This window comes from Shewanella sp. YLB-07, from assembly GCF_009377275.1.
Window position 1 is genome coordinate 685999 of the sequence record NZ_VOQB01000001.1, and the last position, 13781, is coordinate 699779.

The 13781-nt window shown below is 43.8% G+C and carries 10 protein-coding genes; 7 read left to right on the top strand and 3 right to left on the bottom strand.

The window, feature by feature from the left end:
• Positions 1 to 14 precede the first annotated feature (14 nt).
• The 5 genes from FS373_RS02825 (at position 15) to FS373_RS02845 (ending at position 4107) form a co-directional block, all read left to right on the top strand.
• A complete protein-coding gene (locus FS373_RS02825) occupies positions 15 to 1187 on the top strand; it encodes an MFS transporter (RefSeq protein ID WP_144047200.1) in 1173 nt (390 codons plus the stop codon).
• A gap of 117 nt (positions 1188 to 1304) precedes the next feature.
• On the top strand, positions 1305 to 2429 hold the full coding sequence (locus FS373_RS02830) for an ATP-NAD kinase family protein (RefSeq protein ID WP_144047199.1): 1125 nt from the start codon (positions 1305 to 1307) through the stop codon (positions 2427 to 2429).
• A gap of 74 nt (positions 2430 to 2503) precedes the next feature.
• Positions 2504 to 2773, top strand: a complete 270-nt coding sequence (locus tag FS373_RS02835) for a YfcL family protein (RefSeq protein WP_144047198.1) — start codon at positions 2504 to 2506, stop codon at positions 2771 to 2773.
• The gene (locus FS373_RS02840; protein ID WP_322619453.1) at positions 2770 to 3321 is read left to right on the top strand and encodes an RNA methyltransferase; all 552 of its coding nucleotides are present in this window, start codon (positions 2770 to 2772) and stop codon (positions 3319 to 3321) included. The genes FS373_RS02835 and FS373_RS02840 overlap by 4 nt, the downstream gene beginning before the upstream one ends.
• An 87-nt stretch (positions 3322 to 3408) precedes the next feature.
• Positions 3409 to 4107 carry a DUF3313 family protein gene (locus FS373_RS02845; protein ID WP_227992514.1) on the top strand — a complete coding sequence of 233 codons (699 nt, stop codon included), beginning with the start codon at positions 3409 to 3411 and terminating at the stop codon, positions 4105 to 4107.
• Positions 4108 to 4187: 80 nt separating this feature from the next.
• Here the strand turns inward: FS373_RS02845 and mnmC are convergent, their stop codons facing one another.
• The gene (mnmC, locus tag FS373_RS02850) at positions 4188 to 6347 is read right to left on the bottom strand and encodes an FAD-dependent 5-carboxymethylaminomethyl-2-thiouridine(34) oxidoreductase MnmC (protein WP_227992516.1); all 2160 of its coding nucleotides are present in this window, start codon (positions 6345 to 6347) and stop codon (positions 4188 to 4190) included.
• Positions 6348 to 6458: 111 nt separating this feature from the next.
• Here mnmC and fabB point away from each other — a divergent pair, with 111 nt between their 5' ends.
• On the top strand, positions 6459 to 7670 hold the full coding sequence (gene fabB, locus FS373_RS02855; RefSeq protein WP_144047196.1) for a beta-ketoacyl-ACP synthase I: 1212 nt from the start codon (positions 6459 to 6461) through the stop codon (positions 7668 to 7670).
• 287 nt (positions 7671 to 7957) lie between these two features.
• Positions 7958 to 10249 carry a peptidase U32 family protein gene (locus FS373_RS02860; protein ID WP_152828991.1) on the top strand — a complete coding sequence of 764 codons (2292 nt, stop codon included), beginning with the start codon at positions 7958 to 7960 and terminating at the stop codon, positions 10247 to 10249.
• Between the two features lie 621 nt (positions 10250 to 10870).
• Here the strand turns inward: FS373_RS02860 and FS373_RS02865 are convergent.
• Positions 10871 to 12064 (bottom strand): OFA family MFS transporter, encoded by a 1194-nt coding sequence (locus FS373_RS02865; RefSeq protein ID WP_152828992.1) that lies wholly within the window; start codon positions 12062 to 12064, stop codon positions 10871 to 10873.
• Between the two features lie 21 nt (positions 12065 to 12085).
• Positions 12086 to 13129 carry an alcohol dehydrogenase catalytic domain-containing protein gene (locus FS373_RS02870; protein ID WP_152828993.1) on the bottom strand — a complete coding sequence of 348 codons (1044 nt, stop codon included), beginning with the start codon at positions 13127 to 13129 and terminating at the stop codon, positions 12086 to 12088.
• Positions 13130 to 13781: the final 652 nt, after the last annotated feature.

The window sequence follows — 13781 nt, forward strand, 5'->3', positions numbered from 1 at the left end:
TAAGAAGCGACATCATGGATCAAACATCTCAAGTCAGTACACAACTACGTTGGATCAGCGCCTGTTATTTCTTCTTCTTTGCCATCTTAGGCGTGATGGTGCCATATCTCGGGGTCTTCTTCGAAAACCGGGGCTTTAATCCTCAGGAGATAGGCTTTCTTCTGGCCATTTTAATGGCCACCCGCATCATAGCACCCAATATTTGGGCCATGGTGGCCGATAGAACTGGCATGCGTGCCCAGCTCGTCAAGTGGGGAGCCGCCGCCGCATCGGTAAGCTATCTGACCTTCTTCTATGATGGCAGTTTTACCTATCTTGCCATCAGTCTGTGTGTCTATACCTTCTTCTGGAATGCTATCTTGGCACAGCTCGAGGTGATTACCTTAGAAACCTTAGGCGAGAATACCTCCCGTTACGGCGCCATTCGCAGCTTTGGCAGTCTGGGTTATTTGGTTTTTGTCGTGGGGGTGGGCTTTGGTATTTCCCTCTGGGGCACTGAGATCTTGCCCTATGTTGGCATGGTGTTATTTATCGGGTTACTGCTCTGTGCGCTGCCTCTACCCTCGGACCGAGCCGTGGTGAAGAAGAAAAGCGATACGCCTAAGCTCACCTTAGATAAAGGGATTATCTGGTTTTTAATCTCGGCAATATTACTGCAGATGAGTGCGGGGCCATTTTATGGATTCTTCGTGCTCTATCTTAAGCAAGCTGGATACACAGAAGCGGTCGCGGGGATTTATGTGGCACTGGGTGTGCTGGCCGAAATATTGATGTTTATGATAGCGCCAAAGCTATTGGGGCGCTTTGGAGTCAAACCTCTGTTAGTGGTCAGTTTAGGTTTTACCGGGATCCGTTGGTTGTTAATGGCATACTTGGTTGATAGTGTTATCTGGCTTGGCCTGAGCCAACTGCTGCATGCCTTTACTTTTGGCTTAGTCCATGCAGCCTCGATACAATTCGTTCATCGCCGCTTCGATGCGAGTCACAGAAGTAAAGGCCAAGCCTTATATGCCAGTCTCAGCTTCGGCGTCGGCGGCGCACTGGGTACTTGGCTGTGCGGCATGATCTGGGGAGACGGCACGGGGGCTTATTTAGCCTGGCTTGCCGCGGCGATTTGTGCTTTTCTCGCGATGTTGACTGCTTATTTTATACCTAAGCAGATCAATAGCAATCAGCACACAGCTTAAAATAGGGTCGCTCTAAAAGAGTCGAAGGTGAGCTTTAAGGTCTAATTTGAGTTATTTCACTCTTATATGTGACCATTTATAGAGTGCATGTTTATCAGACAGAATAAAGGACAGTAAATGGCAATTCGATTTCGTCTGGGGTTAATCATCAACCCTTTCGCAGGTCTTGGGGGCAGCGTTGCACTCAAGGGTAGTGATGGTGTGGCTGAAGAGGCGTTGGCGCGCGGGGCTAAACCTAAGGCGCATTTGCGTATGCAACAGGCACTCGAGGTGATCTTACCCTACCAAGATAAGATTGAAGTGATCACCGCCTCCGGCGACATGGGTGAAGCCTTGGCTAAAGAGATGGGTTTTGATGTCCGTGTCGTGCATCAAGTTTCCGGCAAGAGTGAAGCTAGAGATACTCAGGCTGTGGTTAAACACCTGTTAGATGAAGAGTTAGATTTGCTGCTGTTTGCCGGTGGAGATGGCACTGCGCGGGACGTGTATTCAGTGGCCGATGAAAACATGCCGGTTCTCGGTGTACCAGCTGGGGTCAAGATCCACTCCGGCGTATACGGTATCACGCCCCATGCATCAGGCATGGTGGTTAAGATGTTACTCGATGGTGAGCTAGTTAGCCTGATGAGCGCCGATGTGATGGATATCGATGAGGTGGCTTTCAGAGAAGGCACTGTCAGAGCCAAGCGCTATGGTGAAATGCTGGTACCCGCCGAGCCAAGGTATATTCAAGCGGTAAAGATGGGCGGAATAGAAATCGATGAGTTGGTGCTTAGTGATATCGCCGCCGAAGTCATAGAGAACATGGAAGATGAGCTTTATATCATGGGCTCTGGTAGTACTGTCGCCGCCGTGATGTCTGAGTTGCAGCTTGAAAATACCTTGCTGGGTGTCGATTTGGTGCAGGACAGTCAAGTTATCGGTGCAGACTTAGGCGCCAGACAGTTATTGGATATGACTAAAGATCAGCCAGTTAAGTTAGTGATCACCCTGATAGGCGGGCAAGGGCATATTCTGGGTCGAGGTAACCAACAGTTGTCCAGTGAGCTGATTAAACGTGTTGGCAAGGACAATATCATCATACTAGCGACAAAAACTAAGTTAAAAGCACTTGAAGGACGCCCCTTAATTGTGGATAGTGGCGACCCTGAATTAGACAAAGACCTGTGTGGCTATTATCGAGTCATCACAGGTTACCATGATTACGTCATGTATCAGGTTGCTAATCCCGACCTGAATTGAGCTAGTCAACACATAAAGATTAAGCTTTGCTGCCAGTGAGCGGCATGTATTGATAAAGAAAGAGCGGAGTTACCATGTTAGAGCAGTATGAAACATCATTATATGAGTGGATAGACGATATCGTAGCGAAAGGGGATGAAGATGCCTTGTTTGCCAGTGGTTACCTTCAGGGGCACTTTGCGGTGGCTATCTCTCAGTTAGAAGTAGAAACTGTGCAAGGCATCGCGGCTCTCGGTGAAAAAATGGATGTGTGTCTGGAGCTGGCTAAGAAAGAGCTGGATGATACAGATTTTGCTTTGGTTGCCTCTGCATGGCAGCAACTGAATGATAAACTTAGCGCGTGACCTCAAGTGTTGACAGCGTAGACAGAACCAGCCTGGTTAAAATTGGTTTAGTGAATCCCAAAAGCCCGACCAACGTGGGTGGTGTGATGAGAGCCGCAGGTTGTTATCAGGCCAATGAGATCTTATACACGGGTAAACGTTATGCGCTCGCCGCTAAACACAGAGGCGAGCAGTACAATACCGATACTAAGAGGGCGGGGCAACATATTCCCCTGACTGCAACTGACGATCTTTTATCGGCCCGTACAGACGGTGTAAAGCTGGTGTGCGTCGATTTAGTCGAAGGCGCAATTCCCTTGCCTGAATTTGTTCACCCCGATAAAGCCATCTATGTGTTTGGCCCGGAAGACGGCACCATAGATCAAGCCCTCATCGATGAAGCCGATGCCGTGGTTTATGTTCCTACCATAGGCTGCATGAATCTGGCGTCGTCGGTCAATGTCTTACTCTATGACCGTTTAGCCAAGACCAATATGCAGATCGCCGATGATGCGCTTATCAGGCAAAGCCGTGATAACAATAATCGGGTTAGAGTCAGACAAAAATAACATCGACCAATGTAAACTTATTCATGATATACAATCCATTAGCTATGGATTATGTTGCTGAGACCCGCATTAGCAATGGATTGTATTATGAAACGTTTAATTTCCCCCATGTTTTTTCTTATATTGGCTACAGTCGCATGCAGTACTCAGCCACTCAAACTCAGTACCGATAGTGCAGATTTCAGAGATGATGGCCTGGTTAAAGTCGAAAACTCAAAGCTCGATATGTCCTTCGTCAGGCCAAACGTCAACTGGTCACAATACACTAAGCTCTATTTTGAACCAGTCAAAGTCACAAACGACCACGCCCCTGACTATAAACCTCCCAGAATCGATCGGATTAGCGATGGGATGAATGCGAGCTATGAGCTGCGAGAGCAAGATCTGCAGAAGATGGCCGATGAATTTCATCTAATGATTCAGAAAGTATTTAATAAGGAACAGCCTTATACGCTGGTCGATATGCCTGGGGAGGGAACGCTCGTGGTAGAGGCTGCGGTTACCGACATCAGGCTCAGTGCCCCTCGTGAAGACACGCGTAGAAGTTACAGTTCAATGGGTAAAACCTATAGTCAAAACTCAGGTTCTATGGTGCTATTGGCGAGTATAAAAGACGGTAAAACCGGTGAAGTGTTGGCAAAGGCTGCAGATAGAGGCCAGGGCTTCGATCAGTGGCGACAAAATACTTCGGTGTTTAACTGGGGGGATGTCAGAACCGTGTACCGCAGTTGGGCTAACTCTCTTAAAAATGCCCTAATACAGGCTGGAGCCGAAACGCAGAAATAGCAAGAATTGCATAATACATTCGCTAAATATAAACAAAGCCAGAGGCCTTAACGCCTCTGGCTTTGTTTATGGAAACTAGACTAAAGTGCCTTACCTTTAATCAGTTTACGCATCCACATTCGATTGGGGTTAAGCAGGGCTAGTGTCGCCATATCCAGTGGTATCATCTCTCCGCAAAGTTGAGAAGCTAGAGCCTCGGCAGCGAGTGGTCCTGTGGTTATTCCCCTCGAACCTAATCCACCCAAAATAAACAGGCCATCATGAATTGGGGCTGGATTATCCTTCCAGAACTTGATACTAGCCTTAGTATGTTGATGTAGCTGGTAATTTTCTAGCATTACATGGGTATCGGGGGCGCAGCCCAGCATGGGCGCATGATCCCGAGTGACCATACGCACGCCGACTCTGGCACTGTGTCCTGTGATATCTATATCGTCGACCCACGCCTTGTTTTCAAAGCTGTGCTGCATCTTTTTAAGATTATCCAACTGCTCGTGAGGACAGTAATCAAGGTGCTCTGGGTCTTTAACATAACTGGCACCTGTGCAATGAAGCTGGTCATTGCTCGGTGTCAGGTAGCCGTGGGAGCACAGAACCGTAGTGAGCTTTGCCAACTCATTGCGGGCAGGAATATGACTGACTTGACCTCTGAATCCGGTTGCTGGCAGGAGTTTACTCTGTTCAAACTGAGTTAACCCATGGCCATTAGCGAGTACTAAGGTGCTGAAGGGACCATGCTTAACTTTATTATCTTTACCTTCTTCTTTGCTATTTTCAGAGCCTGTCTCATTTCCTGAATTAGAGTCATTCCCTGAGCCAGAGCCCTGATACAGGTACCACTGACCTTGGCTTTGCTCGATACGGGTGATGTTACAGTTAAATAAGGCTCTGATATCGGCAATTTGGCTAGCCTTATCGAAAGCGGCTTGGGTAAAGTCTGGCGGACTTATCCAGCCACCTAATGGATAAAACACACCTTCCTGGTCTATATCTATGTCGGCGAGATTGGTGGCTTCTTGTGCGGATACCCTGTGGGCTATCTCTTTTGGCCAAGCTTGAGCCGAGATGATTCGGTTGATTCTGCCGCGGCTGCGTTCATCGTGGCCAGTATGTAATACACCACACAGTTCGTTGGCTATGTTAAAGCCTTCATCGACCAGGGTGGTTAATCTTCTTCGGGTAAACAGTAAACCTTGCTGGAAATATTGACTCAAGGTGCCATTATCCGGAGTGAGCAGGGGATAAATTGCGCCTTGCTTGTTGCCTGAAGCTTGTTGGCTAAAAGCCTCATCCTGACAAAAAATCCGTACGCTTTTATTTCGCTCCGCAAGGGATAGCGCAAGATGAGTACTGGCAATCCCCCCCCCTATAACAGCAATTGTGCCCTCTTTTGCCGGTAACTGAGGATAGTGCTGAAACCCATTGGCCTGAGCTTGCCTTAATGCCCGTCTCTCTTGTTGGGATATCTCGTCACTTAACTGGGCCGATGCCCGGGGGAGAGCGCTCTTTTCTGGTGTTGAGTCATTTAAAAAAGAGTTTGCTAACAGAAAGCCCGCTATTTTCGCCAAGTTAGTCTGTTGCTGGCTCATGTTCGAGCTTGATAGCAAGGCGGTATTACGGCTGAGTTTTGCCATCTGCCATATTGTTCGCTCATCCAGTGAGTGTTGATCTGAGGTGTGAAGCCAAGCATGGATATAAGAGGCTGGATCTGCAGGCGCTAAGGTGTCGCTTAAACTTGAGAGTATATCACCGATATATAGGTCGATGAGGCAACGCCCTTGATTCAAAATAAGTCTCTGGCAGCCAGGTATCGCCACTAGTTTGGCATCGATAATTTGTTTAATTGCAGCTTGCTTATCTACACATGAGCCAGACTCTAAATTAGAGTCGAAGCCAGAGCGAGAGCCTAAATCGGTATGGGCCGATTCTTGACACTCTTGGTTCTGAGTTTGAAGTGCGACGAGTTGCAGATTTATGCGCTCAACGGCTGAGCAATCAGATTCGAAAATTTTCACATAAAATCGAGTATCCGGTATGGACTTTTGTTGCAATAAGATGACAGATAGCAGTTGCTGAGCATCACAAAGTCCTATTTGGCCTAATGATAATTTTTTTTTGTCTGGATACATTTCAACTATTTGCTCATGAAATGAGTCGAAATGACTACAATTACGGCTATTTACCATCTTTTCTTCACGTTCTTGGCTCAAGGAATTTACTCTGTGTCTTACTTTAGGCATTATTTTACCCGTGTTTATGGAAAGCTGACCACTTAATTGCACTAAAAGCGATATTATTGCCGCAGCAAATTTAGTACTGAAAGTACTAAATGTACTAAATGGAAAGAAATAATGAAAAGAGTCGTGATCACCGGACTTGGCGTAGTTTCAAGTATTGGTAACAATAAGCAAGAAGTCACTGAGTCACTGAAAGCTGGCCGCAGTGGTATTACCCACTCAGCTCAGTTTGAAGAAATGAAACTTCGCAGCCGTGTTTGGGGCGATATCACGTTAGATCCGAAAGAACATATCGACCGTAAAGCACTTCGCTTTATGGGTAAAGCCGCAGCCTATGCCTATGTTGCCATGGCTGAAGCCATTAAAGATGCCGGTCTAACTGAAGAGCAGTATTCAGATCCTCGTGTGGGTATCATAGCCGGTACTGGTGGAGCTTCATCAGCTAATCAGGTACAAGCCGCGGATATATTACGTGAGAAGGGCGTTAAGCGTGTAGGCCCGTATATCGTGCCGCGTATCATGTCTAGTACTGCGAGTGCGTGCCTAGCCACCCCATTTAAGATTAAAGGCATGAACTATTCAATCAGTTCTGCTTGTGCAACCAGTGCTCACTGTATTGGCCATGCCGCTGAACTTATCCAGATGGGTAAGCAAGATATGGTCTTTGCCGGTGGCTCTGAAGAAGTTGATTGGACTTTGACTATGGGCTTCGATGCCATGGGCGCACTGTCTACTAAATATAATGACACGCCTGAAAAAGCGTCTCGTACCTATGATGCTGACCGTGATGGTTTCGTTATCTCAGGTGGCGGCGGAATCGTGGTTGTCGAAGAGCTTGAGCATGCGTTAGCACGTGGCGCGAAAATCTACGCCGAAATCGTCGGTTATGGCGCTTCATCAGATGGCTATGACATGGTTGCTCCGTCAGGAGAAGGTGCAGTACGTTGTATGCAGATGGCGCTTGCCGATGTGGATACGCCTATTGATTACATCAACACCCATGGTACATCTACGCCAGTCGGTGACATGCGTGAGCTTGAAGCTCTGCGTGAAACCTTCGGTGATAGCTTGCCACCGATCGCATCGACCAAGTCACTGACGGGTCATGCACTCGGCGCTGCTGGTGCTCACGAAGCTATCTATAGCCTGATCATGATGGAACATGGTTTCATTGCGCCGAGTATCAATATTGATAACCTAGACGAGAAAGCCGAAGGTATGCCAGTCGTGACTGAATATCGTGAAGCAGAACTCAACACTGTGATGAGTAACAGCTTCGGTTTCGGTGGCACTAATGCGACCTTGGTCATGAGAAAGTATAAGTAACCTTCAATCTGAACGTTACGTAAAGTGTGAGCTACTTTATCGCTAAAGTACCAAACACCGCGAAGGGAGCTTAGGCTCCCTTTTTTGTGTCTGGCATTCTCGTAGCGATAGTTATGTCAATTTTGCATGGATAGCTATAAATTGACTTTGTATCTTGACCCAGCGGGAGCGTCCTCATATGCCTATGTTATCGCTAACAATTGCGAATAATTTACTTTAACGATATTCATTAGCAAAATATATGGGTAACATCCCCTCCATTAAATTTCTAACAACAAGTTGTAATCATGGATCCAAAGATTGAATTATTAGCACCAGGCGGAGATGTTGATGCGATTAAAGCGGCGATTATTGCTGGAGCCGACGCCGTTTATTGTGGCTTAGATACCTTCAACGCTCGTAACCGTGCTGCTAATATTTCCTTTGAGGAACTTGTTGGGATCATTCGTCTAGCACACCAGTATCAATGTCAGATATTTCTTACATTGAATATTGTTATTTTAGAGAATGAGTTTAAGTCACTGGCCAAGCTGCTAAGTAAGTTGGTTAACACCACATTAGATGGTGTTATTGTGCAAGATATCGGCATGTTCTATTTACTTAAAAAGCATTTTCCGACATTAGACATTCACGCATCAACTCAGCTAACAACCCATAATGTTGGTCAAATCTCTTTTTTAAAGAAATTAGGCGCCTCACGGGTTAATTTGTCGAGAGAGCTTAATTTACGTGAGATCGCTGTATTAACCGCTACGGGTCTTGAAAACGATATCACCACTGAAGTGTTTGTGCATGGATCCTTATGTATAGCGTTCTCAGGGTTATGCTATTCCACATCAGCCAGTGTGGGTAACTCAGGTAACCGCGGCCGCTGTAGCCAAGCTTGCCGTGAAGAGTATGAAACCACTGAGACTGGTCATAATTTTCCGCTCAATATTAAAGATAATTCGGCGTTTTTCGACCTACCAGCATTGATAGAAGCAGGTGTTCACTCGTTTAAGGTGGAAGGTCGTATAAAGGGCGCAAGTTACGTCCATACAGTCATAGACAGCTTTCGTAAGCAGATAGATGGCTTCCTAGCTACTGGAGAGCTGCTTGAAGACGGTGAGCGCCTTTATAAGGTATTTAACCGCGATCTGACCAACTCTTTTCTAAAGGGGGACTTAAATCAGTCGATGTTTATCGATAACCCCCGTGATAACTCGAAAAACCACCTTAAAGATAAGCTCACTCACAATGGTTTGAAGTCTATTTCGGTAGTACAAATTCATGATGCAGAGCAAGAGTTACAGGTAGAAAAGAGCCAAATTCAAACATCTGTCGACGATAAAATTAAACATCTCAGCATAGAAAAACTGCCACTGACATTGTCTTTTTCAGGGCAATTGGGACAGCGGTTATCAATTACCGTGAGCACTCAAGACTTTATTATTGGCCAAACCCAGTTAGAGGATAAAACCTTTACTGTGCAGTCTCCTAGTCTGCTGACGATTAGTGATGATGCCAGCATTGATGCCAGTGCAATTGAGAAGCGATTTAAGAGTTTACATAATGCAGAGTTCGACTTGCAGCAGTTCGTCACTGATGATTTAGCCGCTGGCCTTAGCATTCCCTTTAAGGAGCTGACAAGCTTAAAGAAACAAGTGCTGTTGCAACTTAACCATGAAATTCCCGTGTTACCAGCCGTTGAGTTACCTAAACTGGCGAAGTATCTAAAGCCTGAAACACAAAGACCTAAATTGTCTATCTTGATCTGTGATGAGGCTGATATCGCCCTTGCCGATGCCACCGATGCCGACATTTACTTTAAGTTACCCGATGCCTATAAGCGCGGCTGTACTAAATATGTAGATTTCTTCAAACAAAACCCGCGTCTTATCCCTTGGTTCTCATCAGTGCTAATAGGTAAAGATTTTGATGCGGCGCTGAATATTTTAGAGCAGGTTCAACCAGCGCTTATTGTCACCAATAATACCGGTATCGCCAATCGCGCCTTTGAGCTTGGAATTAAATGGATCGCGGGTCCGTTTTTAAACACAACTAACTCTTATGCATTATTGGCCATACAAGAGCAGTTTGATTGTCACGGCGCCTTTATTTCTAACGAAATCAATCAGAATCAAATTAAACATATTGCACGGCCTGCAAACTTCAAAATGCTATACAGCATCTATCATCCTATTTTGCTTATGGCGAGCAGACAGTGCTTCTTCCAGCAAAGTGTAGGTTGTGAAAAGCCACGTATCGACAATGGCTGTATGTTGTCTTGCGATAAATCTACCAGCATCACCAACCTTAAAGGTGATGAGTTTGCTATCGATAAGCAAAAAGCAGGCTATCCAAGTATTTATAATCAAGACCAATTCTTAAATACTGAGATCATTGAGGATCTAGCACACCTCTTTGATGGCTTTATGATTGATTTAACCAATATTGGTGCCGGAAATAAGCCATCTCCTGACAAGGTGCAGCTAATCCAACAGTTTGAGAGACTCCTCAGTGGCCAATCTAATGTGGTTACAAGCCTAGGTAATATGGTGCCTAAATCGACGGTATTGCAGTACCACAATGGGTTGTAACTTGTGGGGTAACAGGCTGGGAAAAGTATCTATTGTGGTTTCATTGGGCTTTATTGTTATTTAATTGGCTTTTTGAATGGTGTGACTTCTATCTAATCCATCAATTACCGTGAGTGCTGCGTAAGGATATGCGAATGTCGTGATCACATGGATGTGAATGAACGACCTTAAAGTGCAAACACTTCAGTGACATGCAGCAAGCACTGGCCATCTTCTTTAGAATAAGAATGGATGTCTTGGTTATCGTATGACCGTCTAGTTTGAAGATCGAATAGCAGACTATATATAAATTAGGTTGTTACACTGAATCTGATATAGGGCCTTTAAACTGTCAATGTCAATGCTCGTCAAGCTCTCTATTACTCCAACTACGTCTATCTTCATAGGATTTACTACAAGTGGCCATCAACCCCTGTTATCTAGGTGTGTCTAGGGCCTGCTGCAGCTCAATACTCATTTGAGCGCTTCTTGGGCAGGGTATAGCAAGCTCCTAATTTAAGCCAATAAAGAAGGGGAAAGTTTAGCTATGCCCCTGTTTATTCTTTAGCAGCATAGCTGTATCTGAGGAAGTCCGTTCCTTAATTTATAGCGGCGAGATCTCTATTTTCGACAGAATTTTAATTAAGCTTCAGCTAGTTTCAGTTTATTTACAGGCTTAGTGAAGTACCCCATTGCAGTCATCGTAGTTAAAAGTACAGCAAAGGCAAAGTACGAATTGTTCGCAGACCCCGAAATACTGGCTAAGATACCTCCAAAGAAACCTGATACTCCCCATGCAGAATAAAGAATACCAAAATTAGTTCCGTATGTTTTTAAACCGTAATCATCAGCAGTAATTGGGGGGAATACACCGAATAATGCACCGTAAGACATCGCACCGATTGAGATCCCAACCATTAATGGAATTGGCGTTGTAATAGTGGTGAAAAATACCATATTAGCTGCTTGCAACATGAATATTAATGCCAGCGTATGAACACGCCCAATCCTATCAAAGATTAATCCGCCAATAACACGGCCAGAAGTATTAAAGATAGCGAGTAAAATGATACTAAATGCAATTTGTTCAGATGTTAAACCGATTGACTTACTTATTCTACCGACAGAACCAATAAGCATGATTCCTGCAGAAGATGAAACCATAAACATTAACCATAATTGATAAAATTGTGGTGTTTTTAACATTTTATGCCAACTAATATTAATGTCACTTCCTAATTTAAGTGCATTATCTTCTGGTTTATCTGTAACGTAATCAATAGGTGGGTCCACAAGCATTGATGCGATGGGGACCATAAATAGTAGACCAACCCCTAATATCTTAAAGGTGTCTAAGATACCATAATGTTCAATAAGGCTAGTAGATAATGGTGCTAAATATACTGCGGCCATTGCGAAACCACCTGCAGTTAAGCCACTAACTAAACCTTTTTTATTTTTTGGCCACCACTTCATAGTGCTCGGACCAATACATGCGTAAGCGAATCCCATACCAGCACCGACCATACAACCAAAAGTGAACTGAAGTTCAGCTAAAGTAGTAGCGTAGCCAGAAGCAATAAGACCTAGACCAACAAGAGAGATGCCAAGCATTGTCACTTTCTTAGGGCCCACCTTATCTTGCCATACACCAGCAACAAGTAAACAAACAGCAAATGTGAAAACAGAGGTTTGGTATGGACCGTCAATATTTTCAGGGGCTACATTTAATACTTCAGCCAGAGGCTCACTAAAAACACCCCATACATATAGAATACCTATTGATAAATTAATCAGAAGACCAATCAATAGGATTTTAAGTGGTTTATTAATCATTTTTATTAGTTGTAAAGGCTATTAGAACTCGTTACTTATAATAACTTTGAGTGCTTTATGATCAGAAGCATGTATAAAAGTACTGTATGCTTGTTCGCATTCAGATAAGTTAAATTGATGACTAATTAGCTTCTTAGGTTTCAAGTGACCGACCCTAATTTGCTTGATTAGCATGGGGATAGTATTGGTATGAACCATGCCCGCAGTCATAGTAAAGTTACGTTTCCACATATCTTCAAGGTTAATAATTGCTGATTTTCCATGCACACCTAATACAGCTATATTTCCGCCAGGGCATACAAGTTTCTGAGACATATCCCAGGCAACTGGTATTCCAATGGCTTCAATAACCACATCAACCCCGATCCCATCTGTGACGTCTAAAATTTGTTGAACTGCAGTGCCATCTGAGTTATCGATTGCATGTGTAGCGCCTAACTCTGTCGCAACTTGGAGTCTGTGGTTGTTTGTATCGATGGCGTAAATTTCACTTGGAGAAAAGAATTTTGATGTCATTAATGCTGAAAGTCCAACAGGACCACAACCAATAATGGCAACAGAGCACCCTGGTTTCACTTGACCATCTAGAACACCAACTTCATACCCTGTTGGGAAAATATCACTTAATAACACAAGGGAATCAGTATCAATATCAAGAGGTACAAGGTGCAGACTGGTATCACCAAAAGGTACTCGAACATATTCAGCTTGGCAGCCATCAATTTCATTTCCTAATAACCAGCCGCCCTGTAAGCACTGACCGAATTTTGAAACTTGGCACATTTTGCACCTACCGCAAGATGTAATGCATGAAATTATTACGCGATCACCAGGCTTGAATCTGCTAACCAATTCTCCACATGACTCTATAATTCCGACGCCTTCATGACCCATAATTGTACCTGGGTTAAATGTCGCGACATTATTTCTCAAAATATGTAAGTCAGTGCCACAAATAGTTGTCTTTTCGACCCTTACGATAACATCAGTCTGCTTTATAATTGTTGGTTTTGGTCTTTCTTCTAGTTTGGAACTTTCTTTACCGTCGAATACGTACGCCTTCATAATTTAACCTTTAATTAATGTTGGTATGTGATCTGAATTTGTTTTTATATACGCAGTCGTGATACTAACAAAATTTATATAACAGTGCTCCCAATAATATTATTTTAACCTAATTTAGCTTCAGCTTAACTATTTTATAGGGGTCCCTATATATCAACTGTACAGTTGGGCAGGTTATCAGATGTGTAATATTATTATTTTAAATGACGAACTCACCCGGATTGACATTGTTGTGAGTTTATTTTTTGGTATGTAACAACTTATCAATCGATGGGCGAAACTCAACTTAGTTCAGTGGTGCGTCTTCTTTATTAAATTAGTTATTGCGTTTGTATTTATATGTGTCACTTAAAGTGGTTGATTTGTTCTGTCAATCCATCTGTTGGCGGTTTACTTATTATGGTTCTACGACAAAATTATTTCAGGCAAGATTTTTATATGTTTTATAATGTACGGCAGATTATTAATGCTATTTTTGGTCTATTGTTTTATTGTATTTTTAATTATTTTTATAATGATTGTGTTAAACAATTAACCATAACAGTTTATGAGTCATCCTAAGTTTAGGATATTAATTTAGGTTTTTTATGCTGTATATATGAGCGTAGTTTTAATCGGTATAGTCGACTGGCGATACCGGGGAAAGGTTTAT

What these genes read in the sequence shown, in the direction of transcription:
- FS373_RS02825 (WP_144047200.1), top strand. Translation starts at nt 15, where the DNA reads ATGGATCAAACATCTCAAGTCAGTACACAACTACGTTGGATCAGCGCC.
- FS373_RS02830 (WP_144047199.1), top strand. Translation starts at nt 1,305, where the DNA reads ATGGCAATTCGATTTCGTCTGGGGTTAATCATCAACCCTTTCGCAGGT.
- FS373_RS02835 (WP_144047198.1), top strand. Translation starts at nt 2,504, where the DNA reads ATGTTAGAGCAGTATGAAACATCATTATATGAGTGGATAGACGATATC.
- FS373_RS02845 (WP_227992514.1), top strand. Translation starts at nt 3,409, where the DNA reads ATGAAACGTTTAATTTCCCCCATGTTTTTTCTTATATTGGCTACAGTC.
- mnmC (WP_227992516.1), bottom strand. Translation starts at nt 6,347, where the DNA reads ATGCCTAAAGTAAGACACAGAGTAAATTCCTTGAGCCAAGAACGTGAA.
- fabB (WP_144047196.1), top strand. Translation starts at nt 6,459, where the DNA reads ATGAAAAGAGTCGTGATCACCGGACTTGGCGTAGTTTCAAGTATTGGT.
- FS373_RS02860 (WP_152828991.1), top strand. Translation starts at nt 7,958, where the DNA reads ATGGATCCAAAGATTGAATTATTAGCACCAGGCGGAGATGTTGATGCG.
- FS373_RS02865 (WP_152828992.1), bottom strand. Translation starts at nt 12,064, where the DNA reads ATGATTAATAAACCACTTAAAATCCTATTGATTGGTCTTCTGATTAAT.
- FS373_RS02870 (WP_152828993.1), bottom strand. Translation starts at nt 13,129, where the DNA reads ATGAAGGCGTACGTATTCGACGGTAAAGAAAGTTCCAAACTAGAAGAA.